Source organism: Achromobacter sp. MUI-25009338 (assembly GCF_057359325.1).
The window spans coordinates 5,796,358-5,814,388 of sequence record NZ_CM170627.1; the positions used below are offsets into that span (position 1 = coordinate 5,796,358).

At 59.7% G+C, this 18,031-nt stretch carries 15 protein-coding genes and 1 pseudogene; 3 read left to right on the plus strand and 13 right to left on the minus strand.

From position 1 onward, the window contains the following. The first annotated feature begins 29 nt into the window (after window positions 1–29). On the plus strand, window positions 30–1,190 hold the full coding sequence (locus tag AC1IQ6_RS27480; RefSeq protein WP_485865595.1) for a C4-dicarboxylate TRAP transporter substrate-binding protein: 1,161 nt from the start codon (window positions 30–32) through the stop codon (window positions 1,188–1,190). A gap of 65 nt (window positions 1,191–1,255) precedes the next feature. Next, window positions 1,256–2,032, plus strand: coding sequence for an IclR family transcriptional regulator domain-containing protein (locus AC1IQ6_RS27485; protein ID WP_485865596.1), 777 nt, complete (start codon window positions 1,256–1,258; stop codon window positions 2,030–2,032). A gap of 305 nt (window positions 2,033–2,337) precedes the next feature. Here the strand turns inward: AC1IQ6_RS27485 and AC1IQ6_RS27490 are convergent. From AC1IQ6_RS27490 to merT, 9 genes and pseudogenes are all read right to left on the minus strand, one after another. Next, a pseudogene (locus tag AC1IQ6_RS27490) lies at window positions 2,338–3,465 on the minus strand (IS3 family transposase). 57 nt (window positions 3,466–3,522) lie between these two features. Further along, window positions 3,523–6,492, minus strand: coding sequence for a Tn3 family transposase (locus AC1IQ6_RS27495; protein WP_485865597.1), 2,970 nt, complete (start codon window positions 6,490–6,492; stop codon window positions 3,523–3,525). 2 nt (window positions 6,493–6,494) lie between these two features. Then, on the minus strand, window positions 6,495–7,055 hold the full coding sequence (locus tag AC1IQ6_RS27500; RefSeq protein ID WP_003124096.1) for a recombinase family protein: 561 nt from the start codon (window positions 7,053–7,055) through the stop codon (window positions 6,495–6,497). A 130-nt stretch (window positions 7,056–7,185) separates the two neighbouring features. Beyond that, entirely contained in the window at window positions 7,186–8,175 is a 990-nt protein-coding gene (locus AC1IQ6_RS27505) for a DUF3330 domain-containing protein (RefSeq protein ID WP_003132006.1), read from the minus strand. Next, on the minus strand, window positions 8,172–8,408 hold the full coding sequence (gene merE / locus AC1IQ6_RS27510; protein WP_003132004.1) for a broad-spectrum mercury transporter MerE: 237 nt from the start codon (window positions 8,406–8,408) through the stop codon (window positions 8,172–8,174). Before merE ends, AC1IQ6_RS27505 begins: the two co-directional genes overlap by 4 nt. Further along, window positions 8,405–8,770 carry a mercury resistance co-regulator MerD gene (gene merD / locus AC1IQ6_RS27515; protein ID WP_000995360.1) on the minus strand — a complete coding sequence of 122 codons (366 nt, stop codon included), beginning with the start codon at window positions 8,768–8,770 and terminating at the stop codon, window positions 8,405–8,407. Before merD ends, merE begins: the two co-directional genes overlap by 4 nt. A 17-nt stretch (window positions 8,771–8,787) precedes the next feature. Continuing rightward, window positions 8,788–10,473 (minus strand): mercury(II) reductase, encoded by a 1,686-nt coding sequence (merA, locus tag AC1IQ6_RS27520; RefSeq protein WP_485865598.1) that lies wholly within the window; start codon window positions 10,471–10,473, stop codon window positions 8,788–8,790. A 71-nt stretch (window positions 10,474–10,544) separates the two neighbouring features. Further along, window positions 10,545–10,820, minus strand: a complete 276-nt coding sequence (gene merP, locus AC1IQ6_RS27525; RefSeq protein WP_003131987.1) for a mercury resistance system periplasmic binding protein MerP — start codon at window positions 10,818–10,820, stop codon at window positions 10,545–10,547. Window positions 10,821–10,832: 12 nt separating this feature from the next. Continuing rightward, window positions 10,833–11,183, minus strand: a complete 351-nt coding sequence (gene merT / locus AC1IQ6_RS27530; RefSeq protein WP_003131974.1) for a mercuric ion transporter MerT — start codon at window positions 11,181–11,183, stop codon at window positions 10,833–10,835. 71 nt (window positions 11,184–11,254) lie between these two features. Between merT and merR the strand changes: the two genes are divergently transcribed. Beyond that, entirely contained in the window at window positions 11,255–11,689 is a 435-nt protein-coding gene (gene merR / locus AC1IQ6_RS27535; RefSeq protein WP_003131969.1) for a mercury resistance transcriptional regulator MerR, read from the plus strand. A gap of 6 nt (window positions 11,690–11,695) precedes the next feature. On the opposite strand, the gene AC1IQ6_RS27540 is transcribed toward merR, so the two are convergent. From AC1IQ6_RS27540 to AC1IQ6_RS27555, 4 genes are read right to left on the minus strand one after another with little or no spacing between them, the layout of a single operon-like run. Beyond that, complete coding sequence (locus AC1IQ6_RS27540; RefSeq protein WP_485865599.1) at window positions 11,696–14,203, minus strand: DEAD/DEAH box helicase; 2,508 nt, start codon at window positions 14,201–14,203, stop codon at window positions 11,696–11,698. 1 nt (window position 14,204) lies between these two features. Next, window positions 14,205–16,088, minus strand: a complete 1,884-nt coding sequence (locus tag AC1IQ6_RS27545; protein WP_485865600.1) for an ATP-binding protein — start codon at window positions 16,086–16,088, stop codon at window positions 14,205–14,207. Then, complete coding sequence (locus AC1IQ6_RS27550) at window positions 16,081–16,728, minus strand: retron system putative HNH endonuclease (protein ID WP_485865601.1); 648 nt, start codon at window positions 16,726–16,728, stop codon at window positions 16,081–16,083. Before AC1IQ6_RS27550 ends, AC1IQ6_RS27545 begins: the two co-directional genes overlap by 8 nt. Then, window positions 16,725–18,029, minus strand: a complete 1,305-nt coding sequence (locus tag AC1IQ6_RS27555) for an AAA family ATPase (protein ID WP_485865602.1) — start codon at window positions 18,027–18,029, stop codon at window positions 16,725–16,727. Before AC1IQ6_RS27555 ends, AC1IQ6_RS27550 begins: the two co-directional genes overlap by 4 nt. Window positions 18,030–18,031 lie beyond the last annotated feature (2 nt).

An 18,031-nucleotide genomic window follows, 5' to 3' on the forward strand; every position in this document is an offset into this window, starting at 1 on the left:
TGTGATTTATAACTAAGGTGGAGCATTTCATGTTTTCTATGAAGAAATTAACAGGTCTGGTTGGTGGCGCTCTTGTGGCTGCTTCTTTTGCAATGCCTGCTAAAGCAGATACGCTGCGTTTTGCGGTTGGGTTCCCTTCGGGTGCACCGATTGAAGCGGCGCAAAAGTATGCTGAAGCGGTAAAAGAGCTAACCAACAATAAGCATCGGGTTCGTATTTTTGAGCTTTCACTGCTCAGTCATGCTGAAATGAATGAGGGGATTAACAAGGGCCTGGCTGATGTCGGTTACTTATTAACCGCTTACAGCCCTTCAGACTATCCATTCTCAAATATGGGTGCCGATATGAGCATGTCGGTTGCGCTTAATGACAAGATTCCTGAGAAAGAAGGGATGGCTTATTCAGGGGCGATGCTTGAGTACATCATGCTCAATTGCCCTGAGTGCCAGGGAGAGTTCAAGAAAAACAATCAGGTTTATACAGGTGTGGTTTCAACACCCGTCTATACTATGTTTTGTAATGCGCCCGTGGATACGGTTGAAGAGCTGAAGGGTAAGCGTATTCGTATTTCTGGTGCGCCATGGGCACGTTGGGCACGTGAATTTGGTGCTCAGCCGGTTGCCTTGCCAATTGGTGAGGCTTACGAGGCACTAAGCCAAGGTGTGGTGGATTGTACATTTTTCTCGGCAACCGAATTGACCAACTTTAATTTGATTGAAGTGGTGAAAAATATTGTGACCGATGTGCCAGGTGGCTTGTATGCAGCAGGTGGTGCCGCTACTTTAAATAAAACCAAGTGGGACAAGTTTAGCGCGGCTGAAAAAGAGGCCTTGTTAAAAGCCGGCTCGGTCATGACGTCTGAAGTAACCTATCGTTATCAGAAACAAGCGATGGATGACCTGGAAAAAGCGCGTCAAAAAGGGATTAATGTCATGAAGGCTGATCCTGAGCTGTTGAAGAAGTCACATGAATTCATCAGTAAAGACCTTGCTTTCATTCCCGAGTTTTACGCGCAGGAATACAAGCTGGACGCTGCCCGATTGAAAGATTTGTCTGGCACTATGTCCCAGTTGGTTGAAAAATGGAGCGATATTCTTGCCAAGGCTGACATCAAGTCTGCTGAAGATTTGCAAAAATTATACTGGGATGAGGTTTATTCCAAAGTTAATGTAGAGCAATACGGCAACTAAGTCTTAACATGATTCATAGGGTGGCAAATGTCACCCTATGTTTTATATACATAGGAAAGTGTCTTTTGTCTAACCTTATAAAAACAGATAATTCTGACAAAGATTTTTTGACAACCTTTGCCAAGGGTTTAGAGGTTATTAAGTCATTTAATGATGAAACCCCCAGCTTAACAGTTACCGAGCTTGCGCAAAAGGTGGGTCTTAGCAGGGCGGCAGCAAGACGTTTTCTGCTAACTTTGTTCAAGCTGGGGTATTTACATCAAAATAATGGGCAATTTAGTTTAAGCGCTAAAATTCTTGATCTGGGATATTCATATCTGGCATCGCTGAATTTTATGGAGCGTGTGACACCCATTATTGAACAGGTTGCCCGTGACCTGAATGAGTCGTGCTCTGTCACTGTTCTGGAGGATAAGGATGTTGTCTATATAGGGCGTGCAAGTCGTAGCAGGCTTGTTTCCATGAGTCTTCAGATAGGAGCCCGTTTGCCTGCGTATGTAACTTCAACAGGGCGTGTTTTTTTGGCGGCTTTAAGCGATGAAGAGCTGGATATTTTTTTCAGGGATGAACTCTGTGAAAAATTAACGGAACATACCAAGACTGCAAAGCAAATAATAGCGGAAATCAAAAAAGTGCGTGTACAAGGCTATTGTCTGGTGAATCAAGAGCTGGAGCTGGGTATGTGTTCACTATCAGTACCCGTTTATAACCGCAGTAATCAAGTGATGCTGGCGTTAATTGTTAGCTGTAACCCCTGGTTGGTATCGCCTGAAGAAATGGTACAACGCTTCTTGCCTGTATTGAAAAATACCGCACAAAAAATAACTTTGGTATTACCTTAAATGCTTCGATTGTTCATAAACGCTAACTTCGGAGGTAAGCGGTTAGGCAATACACATTAAGTTTGAAGGATTGGATCAAGCTCATCACTGTCGCTGCCTGTTGGCCCGCGCGCACTGATTCGGCGAAGAACCAGTTTTTACGATTTTCCTCAAGGTGACAACTATCCTGCCAGATGAGGGGTCTTGGCCCATCGCGGGGTGCCCAGCTTGGAGTTCGCATCACATAAGCGATTAATCACCATCAGGAGCAGCAAAGCTTCACTTACCATTACTCCGAACTTGCTGGTACTTTCGTAAGCTTACCGTCAAGCGCACAGTTCATAACTAGAGACTTCTGCTGCTAACTGTCGTTTAAATTCACTGGGTGGTAAATTTCCCAGCGATTCATGGGGTCGTTCCTCGTTATAACTTAACATCCAAGCCCAACTGAGTTCCCGCACCTGAGACAACGAGGAGAATAAATGCGGGTCCAAGACTTCTGTGCGATAGCTACGATTAAATCGTTCGATATAGGCATTTTGGTTCGGTTTGCCTGGCTCAATATAACAAATCTTGATGTCATGTGCTTCACACCACTGCGTAAAGGCAAGCGATGTCATTTCACTGCCATTGTCCACGCGAATCATTTTAGGAAGCCCTCTTTCCGCTTTAAGCTGCTCCAGGGTTCTCACCACTCTGGCAGCGGGCAGTGAGGTATCAATCACGATATCCAAAGCTTCCCTGACGCCTTCGTCAATGATATTGAGCACTCGGAAACGCGTGCCGTTGTAAAGTGCATCACTCATAAAATCAAAGGACCAACTGTAATTTGATTCAGCGGGAACCGCCAACGGAGCCGGCTCCCGCTCTGGTAACCGTTTTTTAGTGCGCCGTTTTTGATTCAAATTCATTGCACAATAAATACGCCACACCCGCTTAAAATTCCATAACTTACCATCCAGCCTCAATCGATAAAAACATTTCCAAAAGCCCCAGCGAGACCGTGTTGGATCCTGCACGATCGCATTGAGCGCATCAATGACGGGTTGATCCCGTTCAAGGCGATGCTGACTTGGGTCAGGCCGGTACCAACTGCGACGAGACAGGCGTGTCAAACGACATGCTCTGGCAATGGAGAGCGAACCCTGTTGGACCAGGTGCAGGGCTGCCTCTCGTCGTCGCTCCGGCGTTAAAGCTTTCCCAGCAAATCCTTGATGGCCGCGTTTTCTGAAGCCAACTCCGCGTACATTTTTTTAAGCTGGGCATTTTCTGCCTCGATGTCGCGCATCCGCTTTAAGTCAGACGCCTCCAAGCCGCCGTATTTGCTTTTCCACTGATAATAGGTTGCACTGCTAATACCGTGTTCCCGGCAAATGTCGCTCACTTTGGCGCCTTGCTCTGCTAACTTCAAAATAGCCACAATCTGGGTTTGCAGTAAATTTAGATCGTTTCATGATTTCCTCCATCAGGGTGATGATGGCAGAAATCTCTACTTTTGGCATGTGCCTTTTTTAGGTAAGTCTACGCAGCGGTCGTAGCGGCCTGAACTTGCCCGCGCCGATCTTGGCGCTGCTGCGCCAGAGGTAATCGCCGGTGAGGTTGATGTGCTCCCAACCGAGCGGCGACAGGTACTGCAACAGCGCGTCATCAACGGCATGGCCGTTGCCACGCAGCGCGTGCGCAGCCCGTTCCAGATAGACCGTGTTCCACAACACGACGGCAGCCGTTACCAGATTGAGGCCGCTAGCCCGGTAGCGCTGCTGCTCGAAACTGCGGTCGCGGATTTCACCCAGGCGGTTGAAAAACACTGCCCTGGCCAGCGCATTGCGCGCCTCGCCCTTGTTCAGACCGGCATGCACGCGGCGGCGCAGTTCCACGCTTTGCAGCCAGTCCAGGATGAACAGCGTGCGCTCGATGCGGCCCAGCTCGCGGAGCGCCACGGCCAGGCCGTTCTGGCGTGGGTAGCTGCCGAGCTTTCGGAGCATCAGGGAGGCCGTCACCGTGCCCTGCTTGATCGAGGTGGCCAGCCGCAGGATTTCGTCCCAATGGGCGCGGACGTGCTTGATGTTGAGCGTGCCGCCGATCATGGGTTTCAGCGCGTCATAGGCGGCGTCGCCCTTCGGGATGTAGAGCTTGGTGTCGCCCAGGTCGCGGATGCGCGGCGCGAAGCGGAAGCCCAGGAGGTGCATCAGGGCGAAGACGTGATCGGTGAAGCCCGCCGTGTCGGTGTAATGCTCCTCGATCCGCAAGTCGGACTCGTGGTACAGCAGGCCGTCGAGCACGTAGGTCGAATCGCGCACGCCGACGTTCACGACCTTGGTGTGAAATGGCGCGTACTGGTCAGAAATGTGGGTGTAGAACGTCCGCCCTGGGCTGCTCCCGTATTTCGGGTTGATGTGGCCGGTGCTCTCGGCCTTGCTGCCGGTGCGGAAGTTCTGGCCGTCCGACGATGAGGTGGTGCCGTCGCCCCAGTGCTCGGCGAAGGGATGGCGGAACTGTGCGTTGACCAGATCGGCCAGCGCCGCCCCGTAGGTTTCGTCGCGGATGTGCCAGGCTTGCAGCCAAGCCAGCTTGGCGTAGGTCGTGCCGGGGCAAGACTCCGCCATCTTGGTCAGGCCCAGGTTGATCGCGTCGGCGAGGATCGTGGTCAGCAACAGGTTCTTGTCTTTGGCCGGGTCGCCCGATTTCAGATGCGCGAAATGCCGAGTGAAGCCCGTCCATTCGTCCACCTCCAGCAGCAGTTCGGTGATCTTGACGTGCGGCAGGATCATTGCCGTCTGGTCGATCAGCGCTTGGGCGGTGTCGGGTACCGCCGCGTCGAGCGGCGTGATCTTCAAGCCTGACTCGGTGATGATGGCGTCCGGCAGCTCGTTGGCCGTCGCTATACGGTTGACGGTGGCAAGCTGTGTTTCCAGCAGCGTCAGCCGGTCGTTCAGGTACCGGTTGCAGTCGGTGGCCACGGCCAGCGGCAATTCGCTGGCCTGCTTGAGGCTGGCGAATTTCGCGGGCGGCACCAGGTAGTCCTCGAAGTCCTTGAACTGGCGCGACCCCTGCACCCAGATGTCGCCGGAACGCAACGCGTTCTTCATCTCCGACAGCGCGCACAGTTCGTAGTAGCGCCGGTCGATGCCGGTGTCGGTCATGACCAGCTTCTGCCAGCGCGGCTTGATGAACTCGGTCGGCGCGTCGGCGGGCACCTTGCGGGCGTTGTCGCTGTTCATGCCGCGCAGCACCTCGATGGCGTCGAGCACGTCCTTCGCGGCGGGAGCGGCCCGCAGCTTGAGCACGGCAAGGAATTCCGGCGCGTAGCGGCGCAGCGTGGCGTAGCTTTCGCCGATGCGGTGCAGGAAATCGAAGTCCTCGGGCTGCGCAAGCTTCTGCGCTTCGGTGACGCTCTCGGCGAAGGCATCCCAGGACATGACGGCCTCGATGGCGGCGAACGGATCGCGGCCCGCCTGCTTGGCCTCGATCAGCGCCTGGCCGATGCGGCCGAACAGCCGCACCTTGGCGTTGATCGCCTTGCCGGACGCCTGGAATTGCTGCTGATGCTTGTTCTTGGCGGCGTTGAACAGCTTGCCCAGGATGCGGTCGTGCAGGTCGATGATTTCGTCGGTGACGGTGGCCATGCCCTCGATGGCAAGCGCCACCAGGGTGGCATAGCGTCGCTGCGCCTCGAACTTGGCCAGGTCGGCGGGCGTCATCTGGCCACCCTCACGGGCGATCTTGAGCAGGCGGTTCTGGTGCACCGACCGCTCGATGCCAGAAGGCAGGTCGAGCGCCTGCCACGCTTTGAGGCGTTCGATGTGTTCCAGCATGTGCCGCGAATTCGGTTTGACGGGCGATTGGCGCAGCCAGGCCAGCCAGGTCGTTTTGCCGTTGTCCCGACGCTTGAGCAGATCGTCGAGGCGGCGGCGATGCGCGTCCGACAGCGGTTCGGCCAAGGCATCGTAGATGCGCCGGTTGGCGCGGGTGATTGCTTCGGCGCTCGCCCGCTCGACGGCGTTGAGGGCAGGCAGAATGACCGACTGCTGTCGCAGGTGCTCGATCAAGGTGCTGGCCAGCACGATGCCCTTGTCGGTCTGCAAGGCCATCTCGGTCAGCAACTGGACGGCCTGCCGGTAGTGGCCCATGGTAAAGGGCTGGAAGCCGAACACCGTTTGCAGTTCGACCAGGTGCTCGCGCCGGGTCTGCTCCCGCTGCCCGTATTCGTCCCAGCTTTCGACGCTGACCTTGAGCTGGTCGGCGACCAGTTTCAACAAGGGCGGAAACGGCGGCTCATCGACGCCCAGGATGACACCAGGAAAGCGCAGGTAACAGAGCTGCACGGCGAAGCCCAGCCGGTTGGCCGGGCCGCGCCGCTGCCGGATGATGGAGAGGTCGGTTTCGCTGAACGTGTAGTGACGGATCAACTCATCCTTGGTGTCCGGCAACGCCAGCAGGCTTTCGCGCTCGGCGGCGGACAGGATTGAACGACGTGGCATATTTACTGATCCGTTCTCAAGTATTGATACAGGGTTTCGCGACTGATTCCGAATTCACGAGCCAGCTTGGTCTTTTGCTCGCCAGCCTCGACACGTTGGCGCAGTTCGGCAATACGCTCAGACGACAGGGATTTCTTCCTGCCACGGTAGGCCCCGCGCTGCTTGGCGAGCGCGATGCCCTCGCGCTGCCGCTCGCGGATCAAGGCGCGTTCGAACTCGGCGAACGCGCCCATTACCGACAGCATCAGGTTCGCCATCGGCGAGTCCTCGCCGGTGAAGGTCAAATGCTCCTTAAGGAACTCGATGCGTACGCCGCGCTGGGTGAGGCCCTGCACCAGGCGGCGCAGGTCGTCGAGGTTGCGCGCCAGACGATCCATGCTGTGCACCACGACCGTGTCGCCTTCGCGCACGAAGGCGAGCAGCCGTTCCAGTTCGGGCCGCCGTGTGTCCTTGCCCGACGCCTTGTCGGTGAACACTTTATCCACCTGGATCTGTTCTAGCTGCCGTTCTGGGTTCTGGTCGAAGCTGCTGACGCGGACGTAACCGATGCGCTGACCGTGCAAGGTATCCTCCTGAGGGAAATGTGTCAGGAAGAAATCTATGACCCTTGACGGCGTATGTCAATCAATTCGGAAGGCAACTCTATTCTGACGATTTAGCGCCGGATGGTCTGACGCCAAGTTAGGGTATGCCTCAATCTGACGGTAGCGAGTCGCAGGCGTTCGGATCGGCATCGGTTTCGTTCCCTGTCTTGGCACGCGCTTCGAAGCGTTGATAACACTCCAACCCGCAGAAGTGCTCGACGTATTCCGCGCCTTCCGGGGTGAAGGCGGCATCGAGCGGGATTTCCTTGCAGCACACGCAGCAACTGGTGGTGGTCGAGTCACTTGCATTCATGGTGGCACCCCTCCATTGACTGACGAAGACGGCGAATGCCGCCGCCGGCATTGGCTTCGCGAACAGGAAGCCTTGTCCTGTGTCGCAGTCCGCTTGTCGCAATAGATCAAGACTCGCCGATGTTTCCACGCCTTCAGCCACCACATCCATGCCCAGCCCGTGCGCAAGCTGAATCACGGTGTGCACGATGGTTTGGTCGCGGCGGTCGTTGGCGAGCCCGGCGACAAACGATTGGTCGATCTTGAGCGTGCTGATTGGGCAGCACTTCAGATGTTGCAGACAGGAATACCCCGTCCCGAAGTCATCGGCGGCGAAGCGCACACCGATCTGCCGCAAGGCGTCCAGGGCGGGGAAGATCGCCGGATCACCAAACGCGACCGATTCGGTCAGCTCGATTTCGAGATACTCGGCGGGCAACTCGGCATCAGCCAGCACGCCCTTTACCCACCCGTCGAAGTCCGGTCCCACTTGGCTCGCCGAAACATTGACGGCCAGCCGGAACGGTCGCCATGCCAGCATTCGCCAGTCACGCATCTGGCGGCAGGCTTCGCCCAGCACCCAAGCGCCGATTTCAGGCATCAGGCCGGACGATTCGACCACGGGCAGGAACTGGCCCGGTGGCAATAGTCCAAGCGTCGGATGACGCCAGCGCAACAGGGCTTCCGCGCCGACAATCCCACCACTGCGCAGATCGACGACGGGCTGGTAGTGCAGTTCAAGCTGCCCGCGCTCGACCGCTTGGGCCAGTTCCGGCGTCGTCCATCCATCCGGCCGGAAAGCGCTCATTCTCTTTCCCTGAATGCCCGCAACGCCCGCGACAGGGACAGAAGGAACAGGCCGGTCAAACCGAGCGCCGCGATGACCCAATGCTCGCCGAGGAAAGCACCGGCGGTTGTGCCGGCCAGCACGACAGCGAGGATGGGCAGGTGGCAGGGGCAAGTCAGCACAGCCAGTCCGCCCCACAGGTAGCCGGTGATCGGTTTGTGCGTCTCGGACGGCAAGCGCTCGGGGTTGTTCATGGCAGACTCTCCGCGTGCTGTGCCGGCTCGGTCGGCAGGGTGGCCAACTGCACTTCCAGATCGGCCAACGCTTCGCGCCGACGCTCGACGAACTGACGCAGCAGGGCAAGCTGCGCGGCCGCTTCGTCGCCGTCCGCCGCATCCAGCGCCCGGCACAGCCGCGCCAGCGCGTCGAGGCCGATGCCCGCCTCGAAGGCCGCCCGCACGAAGCACAGCCGTTGCAAGGCGGCGTCATCGAACAAGCCGTAGCCGCCTGGTGTGCACGCCACCGGGCGCAGCAATCCGCGCAGCAGGTAGTCGCGCACGATATGCACGCTCACCCCGGCATCAAGAGCCAGCCGGGACACCGTGTAGGCGTTCATTGAACACCTCCTTTTTCTCACCCGGCGCAGCAGGAAAGCTGCTTCACATCCTTGTTGAAGGTCTGCGCCGCGAGCTTCAACCCCTCGACCATCGTCAGGTAGGGGAACAACTGGTCGGCCAGTTCCTGCACCGTCATGCGGTTGCGAATGGCCAGAGCCGCCGTCTGGATCAGTTCACCCGCTTCCGGCGCGACCGCCTGTACGCCGATCAGCCGATGGCTGCCTTCCTCGATAACCAACTTGATGAAGCCGCGTGTGTCGAAGTTGGCGAGCGCACGCGGCACGTTGTCCAAGGTCAAGGTGCGGCTGTCGGTCTCGATCCCGTCGTGGTGGGCTTCCGCCTCGCTGTAGCCCACGGTCGCCACTTGCGGATCGGTGAACACCACGGCCGGCATTGCGGTCAGGTCGAGCGCCGCATCGCCGCCGGTCATGTTGATCGCGGCACGGGTGCCGGCCGCTGCCGCCACATAGACGAACTGCGGCTGGTCGGTGCAGTCGCCGGCCGCGTAGATGTTCGGGTTGCTCGTGCGCATGCCTTGGTCGATGGCGATGGCACCTTGCGCATTGACAGTGACCCCCGCTGCGTCCAGCGCGAGGCTGCGCGTGTTCGGTGTCCGACCGGTGGCAACCAGCAGTTTGTCGGCGCGCAATTCACCGTGCGTGGTGGTCAGCACGAATTCACCGTCCATATGGGCGACCTGGCTGGCTTGCGTGTGCTCCAGCACCTCGATGCCCTCGGCACGGAAAGCGGCTGTCACCGCCTCGCCGATGGCCGGGTCTTCACGGAAGAACAAGGTATTGCGCGCCAGGACCGTGACCTTGCTGCCCAGCCGGGCAAAGGCTTGCGCCAGCTCCAGCGCCACCACCGACGAGCCGATTACGGCAAGGCGTTCGGGAATGGTGTCGCTCGCCAGGGCCTCGGTGGAAGTCCAGTAGGGTGACTCTTTCAAGCCCGGAATCGGCGGGACCGCCGGGCTGGCACCCGTGGCGACCAGGCAGCGGTCGAACATCACGACGCGCTCGCCACCCTCGTTCAAACGGACGGTAAGGCTCTGGTCGTCCTTGAAGCGCGCCTCACCGAGCACAACGGTGATGGCCGGATTACCGCCCAGGATGCCTTCGTACTTGGCGTGCCGCAGTTCGTCGACGCGGGCCTGCTGCTGGGCCAGCAGCTTACTGCGGTCAATCGTAGGCACAGTTGCCGCAATACCGCCATCGAACGGGCTTTCCCGGCGCAGATGGGCGATGTGGGCGGCGCGGATCATGATCTTGGACGGCACACAGCCGACATTGACGCAGGTGCCGCCGATGGTGCCGCGCTCGATCAGCGTGACCTGCGCGCCTTGCTCGACGGCTTTCAGCGCCGCCGCCATCGCGGCTCCACCGCTGCCAATGACCGCTACCTGCACCGGGGGCTCGTTGCCACTGTGCTTTTCGGCGGCGGCCATCCATCCCCGCACCTTGTCGAGCAGTCCGACGCGGTTGTCCGCCAGTGGCGCATCGGCTAGCGTTGCCTTGTAGCCCAGTCCGGCCACGGCGGCAGTCAGCGCGTCCGGCGATGTGCCCGGCACGATGGCGAGTTGCGCTGTGCCCTTCGGATAGGACACCAGCGCCGACTGCACGCCTGGCACTTTTTCCAGCGCTTCCTTGACGTGCGCCGCGCACGAGTCGCAAGTCATGCCGGTGATTTTTAGATGGGTCATGCAACAGATCCTTTATCGTTTGTGGCGCCAGACAATGACGTCCGTTGTGCTGCGGTGCCGTTTTCAGTGACTCACTGCTTGACGCTGGACGGATAGCCCGCGTCTGCGGTTGCCTTGGTCAGCTTCTGCACGCTGGTCTTGGCATCGTCGAAGGTGACGACCGCTTGGCGTGTCTCGAAAGTCACGTCAACTTTGCTGACGCCTTCGACCTTGGAAATCGCCTTCTTGACAGTGATCGGGCAGGCGGAGCAGGTCATGCCCGGTACGGACAGCGTGACGGTCTGGGTGGCGGCCCAGACGGGGGCAACAACGGCGGCGAGGGCGAGGGAGGCAAACAGTTTCTTCATGGTGAACTCCGATCAGTAGAAAAATGGCATGACGTAGGGAAATCCGAGCGCGACCAGAACCAGCGCGGCCACGATCCAGAAAATGAGCTTGTAAGTAGCTCGCACTTGGGGAATCGCGCAGACCTCACCCGGTTTGCAGGCCGCTGCCTGCCGGTAGATGCGCCGCCAGGCGAAGAACAACGCCACCAGCGCCACGCCGATAAAGATGGGGCGATAGGGTTCCAACACCGCCAAGTTGCCGATCCAAGCGCCGCTGAACCCCAAGGCGATCAGAACCAACGGCCCGAGGCAGCAAGCCGAGGCGAGGATGGCGGCAAGCCCTCCAGTGAAGAGCGCGCCGCGCCCGGTTTTTGGTTCAGACATGCGCTTGTCCTTTCGAATTGAAATTGGATAGCGTAACCTTACTTCCGTACTCATGTACGGAGTCAAGCGATATGGAAAACAATTTGGAGAACCTGACCATTGGCGTTTTCGCCAAGGCGGCCGGGGTCAATGTGGAGACCATCCGTTTCTATCAGCGCAAGGGCTTGTTGCTGGAGCCTGACAAGCCCTATGGCAGCATCCGCCGCTATGGCGAGGCGGATGTAACGCGGGTGCGCTTCGTGAAATCAGCCCAGCGGCTGGGCTTCAGCCTGGATGAGATCGCCGAGCTGCTGCGGCTGGAGGATGGCACCCATTGCGAGGAAGCCAGCAGTCTGGCCGAGCACAAGCTCAAGGACGTGCGCGAGAAAATGGCTGACCTGGCGCGCATGGAGGCCGTGCTGTCTGAGTTGGTGTGCGCCTGCCATGCGCGAAGGGGGAACGTTTCCTGCCCGCTGATCGCGTCACTACAGGGTGGAGCAAGCTTGGCAGGTTCGGCTATGCCTTAGCGTGCTTTATTTTCCGTTTTCTGAGACGACCCCCAGTCCAGCGTCGCGCCAGGCCCCAAGCCGCTGCAGGGATTGCACGATGCCTCGCAGGAATACCGCCAGAGCATCCGCTGGCACGTCAGACAGCGGCTCCAGCGTGGCCTGCAGGCGTGGCAGCATCCACTGCACGGCCGATGTCAGTGCCTGCGGTGGCGGTTCCACGCTGGCGGTCCCGGTCACGGTCAGGCTGCGGCCGATATGGGCGTCCTGGCCGAACTCGGCATTCAGCACCCACGGCAGGATGCGACGCAAATCCTGCGGTAACTCGCTATTGGTTGGCAGCGACCCTTCGCTCATCAGCGTTTCAAAATCCCGCAGCCAATGCAGTTGCGGCGGCAGGAAGTTGGCCAGGTAATGGCCCTGCCCCATTGCTGGCAGCCAGTGGTCCTCGAAGGCTTGCGGCAGTTGAGCCAGCGTCAGCGGTTCCCCGGCCTGCTGCGCTGCGGCAATGACCTGGGCCACCGCCGGGCGCAAGTTCAGGCGCCAGGTCCGGGCCGCCAGGAACCCCGCACGGTGCGCCGCGTCCTGCACCGAATCGGAAAACGCGATCAGCTTCTTGTCCGGGTTGAAACGTGAACCGAACAGTTGCGCCAGCATCACCGCCGCCAGGCTGGCCGCCTGCGAACCGACGATGGACAGCGTCTTGTGCCCGCCGCAGTACGGGCAGTTATGATGGGAACGGGTATAGCGAGCGCCGTTGCGCGTGCCTTCGCGCAGGTTGGCGGTCACATCGACATCCACCAGCGCGACCGGGTCTTCAGCGCAGTCGCAGTGCGTCTGCCCCACCGCATGCAGCGTACCGCAGCGCGGGCAGACCTTCTTGTGCTCGAATAGCTTCGGGTCTGCGCTTTCGCCATGGGGGAACAGAAAGCGGGTGCTGACATCCTCGGCGAAGAAGGCACTGTAGAACTGCTGGATGTCCTGGTTGAATTGATTCGGGCTGGTCCTGGGCAAGGTGGTGCCCCAGCCGGTGGCGTGGCAGTCCCGGCAGTGGATCACCGGCAACCAGACCTGTGTCTGCTCGGCCTTGCCCAGATCGTCGTGATGGGTCAGTCGAGGCGGGTTGCCCAACGAAGCCACCATGCGGCGCAACTCGCGTAGCCAAAGCTCCACCTTGACTTGCAGGAAGAAGGTCACGTCCTGTTCGCCGCGCACCGCGTCGAGCGACACGCCACGAGGCTGGCGCGCATGCGCCACCAGCGCCAGCAGGCTGCCCAGCCACAGCAGTGGATAGCGCGCGTCGGCATGGGGTGGCAGGCGGCGCGCCAGTACCGCCAGCAGATCGTCCAGCGCCACGGCGCGTGGCCCTAGGCGCTCCATATCGCGCAACAGGTTCTGGAAGGCGAAGTGGCTTTTCAGCATCCCGCCCAAGCGACAGCGCCAGCCCGCATCGTTCACTTGCTCGGCGCTGCATGAGGTGCCGAACCACAGTGGCACCTGGGCCGCCAGCCAGGACGGCAAGTCGTCATGGCCTGCCGGATCCAGCACCGACACGGCGTCCGGCAGCGGAGATTGGGTGAACTCCACCACGGCATCCGCCAGATAGTCCGCCACCGGCTCGCGGTCTTCGGCGATCACGGCTTGGTCATCCAGCGTCTCGCCGAAGATCTGGCCGGCAAACGCCAGCAAATCCTGTTCGCCATCGCTGCCCAGCGTGGCCGAGGTGCCCACGCACACCAGTTGCCCCGGCGGCGTCTCCAGTCGGCCTTTGAGGCGGCGAATCAGGCAGGCCAGATCCGTACCCTGGGCACCGTCGAAGGTGTGCAACTCATCGACCACCAGATAGCGCAGCGTATCCGGTTGCTGCCGCGCCCACAGTGGCGCATCGGCGGCACGGATCAGCAGGAAATCCAGCATCTTGTAGTTGGTCAGCAGGATATCCGGCGGGTTTTCGCGCAGCGCGTTGCGGTCGGTGATGATCGAGAAGCCGCCATCGGCCAGTTGCTGCACGCGGGAGGATTCCTCGGCCGGGGCCTCGCCCACGTACAGGCCTGCGCGGATACCGGCCAGTGCGGGTGTGCGCAGGATCTCCTTGGCCAGGCGGCTGGCCTGATCCGAGGCCAGCGCGTTCATCGGGTACAGGATGATGGCCTTGATGCCCGACCGGCCCAGTTCCCGTTGTTCGCGGCAATGCTCCAGGATTGGATAGAGGAAGCACTCGGTCTTGCCCGAGCCGGTGCCGGTGGCCACCAGGGTCGATCGAGCCTGCTCTCCGGTCAGGCGTGCGAACGCCCGGCCCTGGTGGGCATGGGGGATGAAGCCCGGCGGCAGCCAGCCGAACGTGGGCTGGCCTCTATCGGCCTGCTTGCGGAACGGCAGCGGCAAGGTTAGGTACGGCCCCTTGAACACCCGGTCGCGGTCGGCCAGGAAGCGCTGGATCAGGCCGTCGAAGCCCGGCGTGGTGGCCGGGAAGGCCGCGCGCAGAAAGTCGGCCACTCCTTGGGTGATTTGCTGGGAAACGATTAGGGGTTGCATATCAAGGATCCCCCGCTTTGGGCGTCACATAAGCCTGATGCGGGTGTTTGGCGCTTTCCGGGTAACGGAAACGCAGCTCGCCGTCGCGCACCATCGGAATCAGATGTTTGTTACGCAAATATTGCCGACTCTTGCCCAGAAAGGTTGCAAGCTGATCCACCGTCAGCGGCTTCCAGTCGCACAGGCGGCAAATAGCGTCGCGCAGGGCGGCCTCCGTTGTGCGTCCTTTCAGGGTTGCAAGAAAGGTTGCAAGCTCGGGGGGCAAGGTTGCAAGCTCAAGGTTGCAAGCTTCGTCGGTTTGGGTGGCATGCTCGGCTGAGCGGCTGTGCAGGGTGTCGGCATGGGACGGAACATCCAGCGGCAGTTCAGTCTGGTCGGAAGGGACGCTTGCCTGGCGCTCGGAAGCCGCCAGGGTGTAGTAGGTGCGGCTGCCCGCTCCTTGCTTCTCCAACAGTCCCCGGTCGCGCAGCCGGCGCAGGACCAGGCTGGCCGCCAGCGTATCCAGTCCGCAAAAATCCCGGCAGGCCGTGTTATCCACCGCGCCCGTGGCGCGAACGTAGATCAACACCTTGGCTTCGTCGGCACTGACCGCCGCGCCGGCGAACCCCCGCAGCCAGGCATGGTCGTCCTCGGTCAGCAGGTTATGCAGGAATAGGGTGAGCCGGAACTCGTTGGCCTGCCGGTCGGAGTGAAATTCCGGCAAGGGCAAGCCCGCCTCGGCGGCCAGGCGTCGCATAGCGCGGATGCCGGTGCCTTTGGCTTCGGCCAGGTGCAGGTCGTGCAGCACGGCGGCAATGGCCGGGTTGCGCAGGCGCGACCCCGGCGTACCCAACTGCGCGGGCTCCTTGAGGGAATAGCCGACATTGCGGATTTCGATGCGGTTGCTGTAGCGGATGATCTGGGTCGGGCTATGCACGGTATAGCTGCGGTGCATGGCGGCATTGGCCAGTGCCTCGCGGATCACCTTGCGCGGCAGGATCGGCTCCTGCACGCTGTGCAATTGCCCTTCGGGCAGACGAAAGCCCTTGGGCAACTCGTCGATGATGCTGGCCTCGGCCTGCGGCAACGCCAGCAACAGCGGCTTGCGGATGTCGATGGACTGGAAGCGGTTTTCTGGGTCTTCCACCCATTCGTTGCCGGGCACGCGGATGTAGTCGATGCGTACCATGGGCAACAACCGGCGCAAGGCCAATGGCTTGCCGAACAGCACCATGCCGGCAAGCGTCGGCTGCAATCGACCGTCCACGCGGCGCAACGCGCCCAGGGCTTCGAGCAGGTCCTCGTCGCCGTAATCCAGCTCCTCAGCCTGGGGGTTGATGCGGGCACGTTCGCGCCGATAGGCGGCCACGGCGGCGGGGTCGAAGTCATCCAACCGGGCATCGGGCAGGATGCTGGAATCCGGTCCGTGCAACGGCTGGCTTTCGCCGCGCAGCACCCACAGGTCTTCATCCACGCAATGCTGGTCGCTGGAACCGATGCGGCGGTAGGCCCCGCGCGGCAAACCGGTAGCCTTGAGGTAGACCGGCTTCTGGGTGACATCGGCCTCGGGTACGTACACCACCAGCACTGTCTTGCCATCCACGGTCTCGGTCTGCATCTCCGGCCGCAGGGCGACGTTGAGCATGGACGCGCACTGGCTGGCCAGGTCGCGCTGCACCTTGTCAGGGTCGGGCAGGCCAGCGGCACGATACACCGTATCGCCCTTGTCGTTGACGAACCAGTCCGCGCCCAGCAGCAGATAACCGCCCTCCAGCCCAGGCTCATTGGCGAAGGCGATGACCGTCTGCATCACAGATTTGCCCAGCTCGCTGGCGCGCTTGGCCTCGATGCGGGTGGACTCATCGACCGAGTTGAGTTCTTCGAAGAGGTCGGTGGCGCTACGCATCAGCCTCCCCCATCAATTGTTCGGCATAACGCGCCACGATGTGGCCGAAATCTGGGAGATGGCCATCGGCATCGGGCCGCTTGTAACCTTCGCGCAGGCGGCGTAGTTCGTCAGTGCTGGCGTTCTCCAGAAAATCGTTGTCGAACACACCTTGAAGAACTGCTGCCCGGCGGTCGTTCAAGAACTCGATATCCAGCTTGAGCAAATCGCGCATGTAGGCGGCCTTTTCATTTTCCGGGAGGATTTGTCCGTCCAGCGTGTAACGAAATTGCCGCTCGCAATCAAGGTCTGTCGGGCTTATTGCACGCGCTTCGTCGAAGTTATTTCCCTTGCCATGGCCGCAATGCAAGGGCGTTCCTGGACTGGTTTCACGAATGCAAGAGGCATACAGGTTGTTATAGCGCAATGCCCTGTCGGGATAGTGCTCCTGCGGCTGGAAATGCTCGATGTGGCTGTTCGCCTGCTCGATGCTGCGGCCGCAATAGCAGCACACCCAGCCCTGCTCGCTCAGCAAGGCTTCTTGCAGTTGCGCCTTCTCCGGGTTCTGCAAATCGGCATAGGTCGGCTGCCAATCGTCATTGGCCTGTGCTTTCCATTGTTCGAAGCTCTCCGGCGCTTTCTGCTTCTGCACAAGCTTCATCGCCCGATCACCTCCTTGCGGCGGATCAGGGCGTCGGCACGGCCTAACTCGGGGATTTGCGGCGCAGATTCTTTCAGCTCATCCAGTAAGCGCTTGGCTTCGTTCAGTGGACCGTTTTCGATCTTCTCAAACAGTTGCTTCAGCTTTTCGTCCACTTTCAGGTTACGGGAGGATGCCCCCATGATTTCTTCCAGAACCTGGCTGGAATCCAGCCCATAGCTGACTTGCGGCTGGCTTGTGCCCCCCTCGCGCAACAGGATGATTTCTTCCGGTTGCAGTTCACCCAGTACCTGGGGCGAATGGCTAGAAGCAATGAATTGAACGCACGGAAATGCTGCCTTCAGTCCATTGACGATACGGCGCTGCCAGCGGGGATGTAGATGCACGTCCAGTTCATCGATCAGCACTACACCTGGCGTTTTGCGGATTACATCTTTACCCAGTTGCGGGTTGAGTAGGCAGATGCGCCGGGCAATATCCGCCACCAGGCAGATCACCGCGCGCTGGCCGTCGCTGAGGTGATCGAAGGAAATGGTTTTCTGCTCGTCACCTTCTGCCTGTTGCCAACTCACCAGCAAACTTTTCTGCTGCATGTCGTAGCGCAGATCGCCAATGCCTTCGATGGCAGCGGTCAAAGCGGTATTGACCAGTGCCAGTTCGTCATCGTCGATTTCATGGAAGCGCTTGCCGGTTTCGGACGAGCGTTGATAACGCTCCAGGCACTTGCCGATTACCCAATGCTGCAAAGCAGAGACATTAAAAGCCGCATCCCACCATTGTTGGTAGCCATCGTGGCGGGAGGATTTTTCCATGGCGGCCTTCATCACCTGACTGCGATCAGAAATCCACTGGCGGTTTGCGCGGTAGAAGGCAACCACCGGTAGGACTATATGTCCCTGCGTCGGCTGGCTATTCCCTCTGCCTTGAATGAGATCACGCAGTGGAGACCTTCCTTCAAAAGCAAGTTGTGCAACATCGCTCGCTTTTTTTACTGTGATGGTGAAGTCGTTTTCTACTGCACGCCCTTCGGTTTTTACCGTTACGGGAAACAGTGGCTCGAAGCGATAACGCCCCTCCACATACAAGGCACTGACATGCGCGTAGGCTGGCTCGCCCAAGGGTGAACTTGGAACATTCGGAATTCCCCACAGCAATCCAGCTACACCCTCGGCAATACCCTTGAGCAGGGAAGTCTTACCGCTGCCATTGATCCCAGCCACCACATTGAATGTGGCATTGAATTCCACGCGCAAATCCGTGTGGGCACGATAGTTCTGCAAATGGATCGAGGTCAGTTTCATGG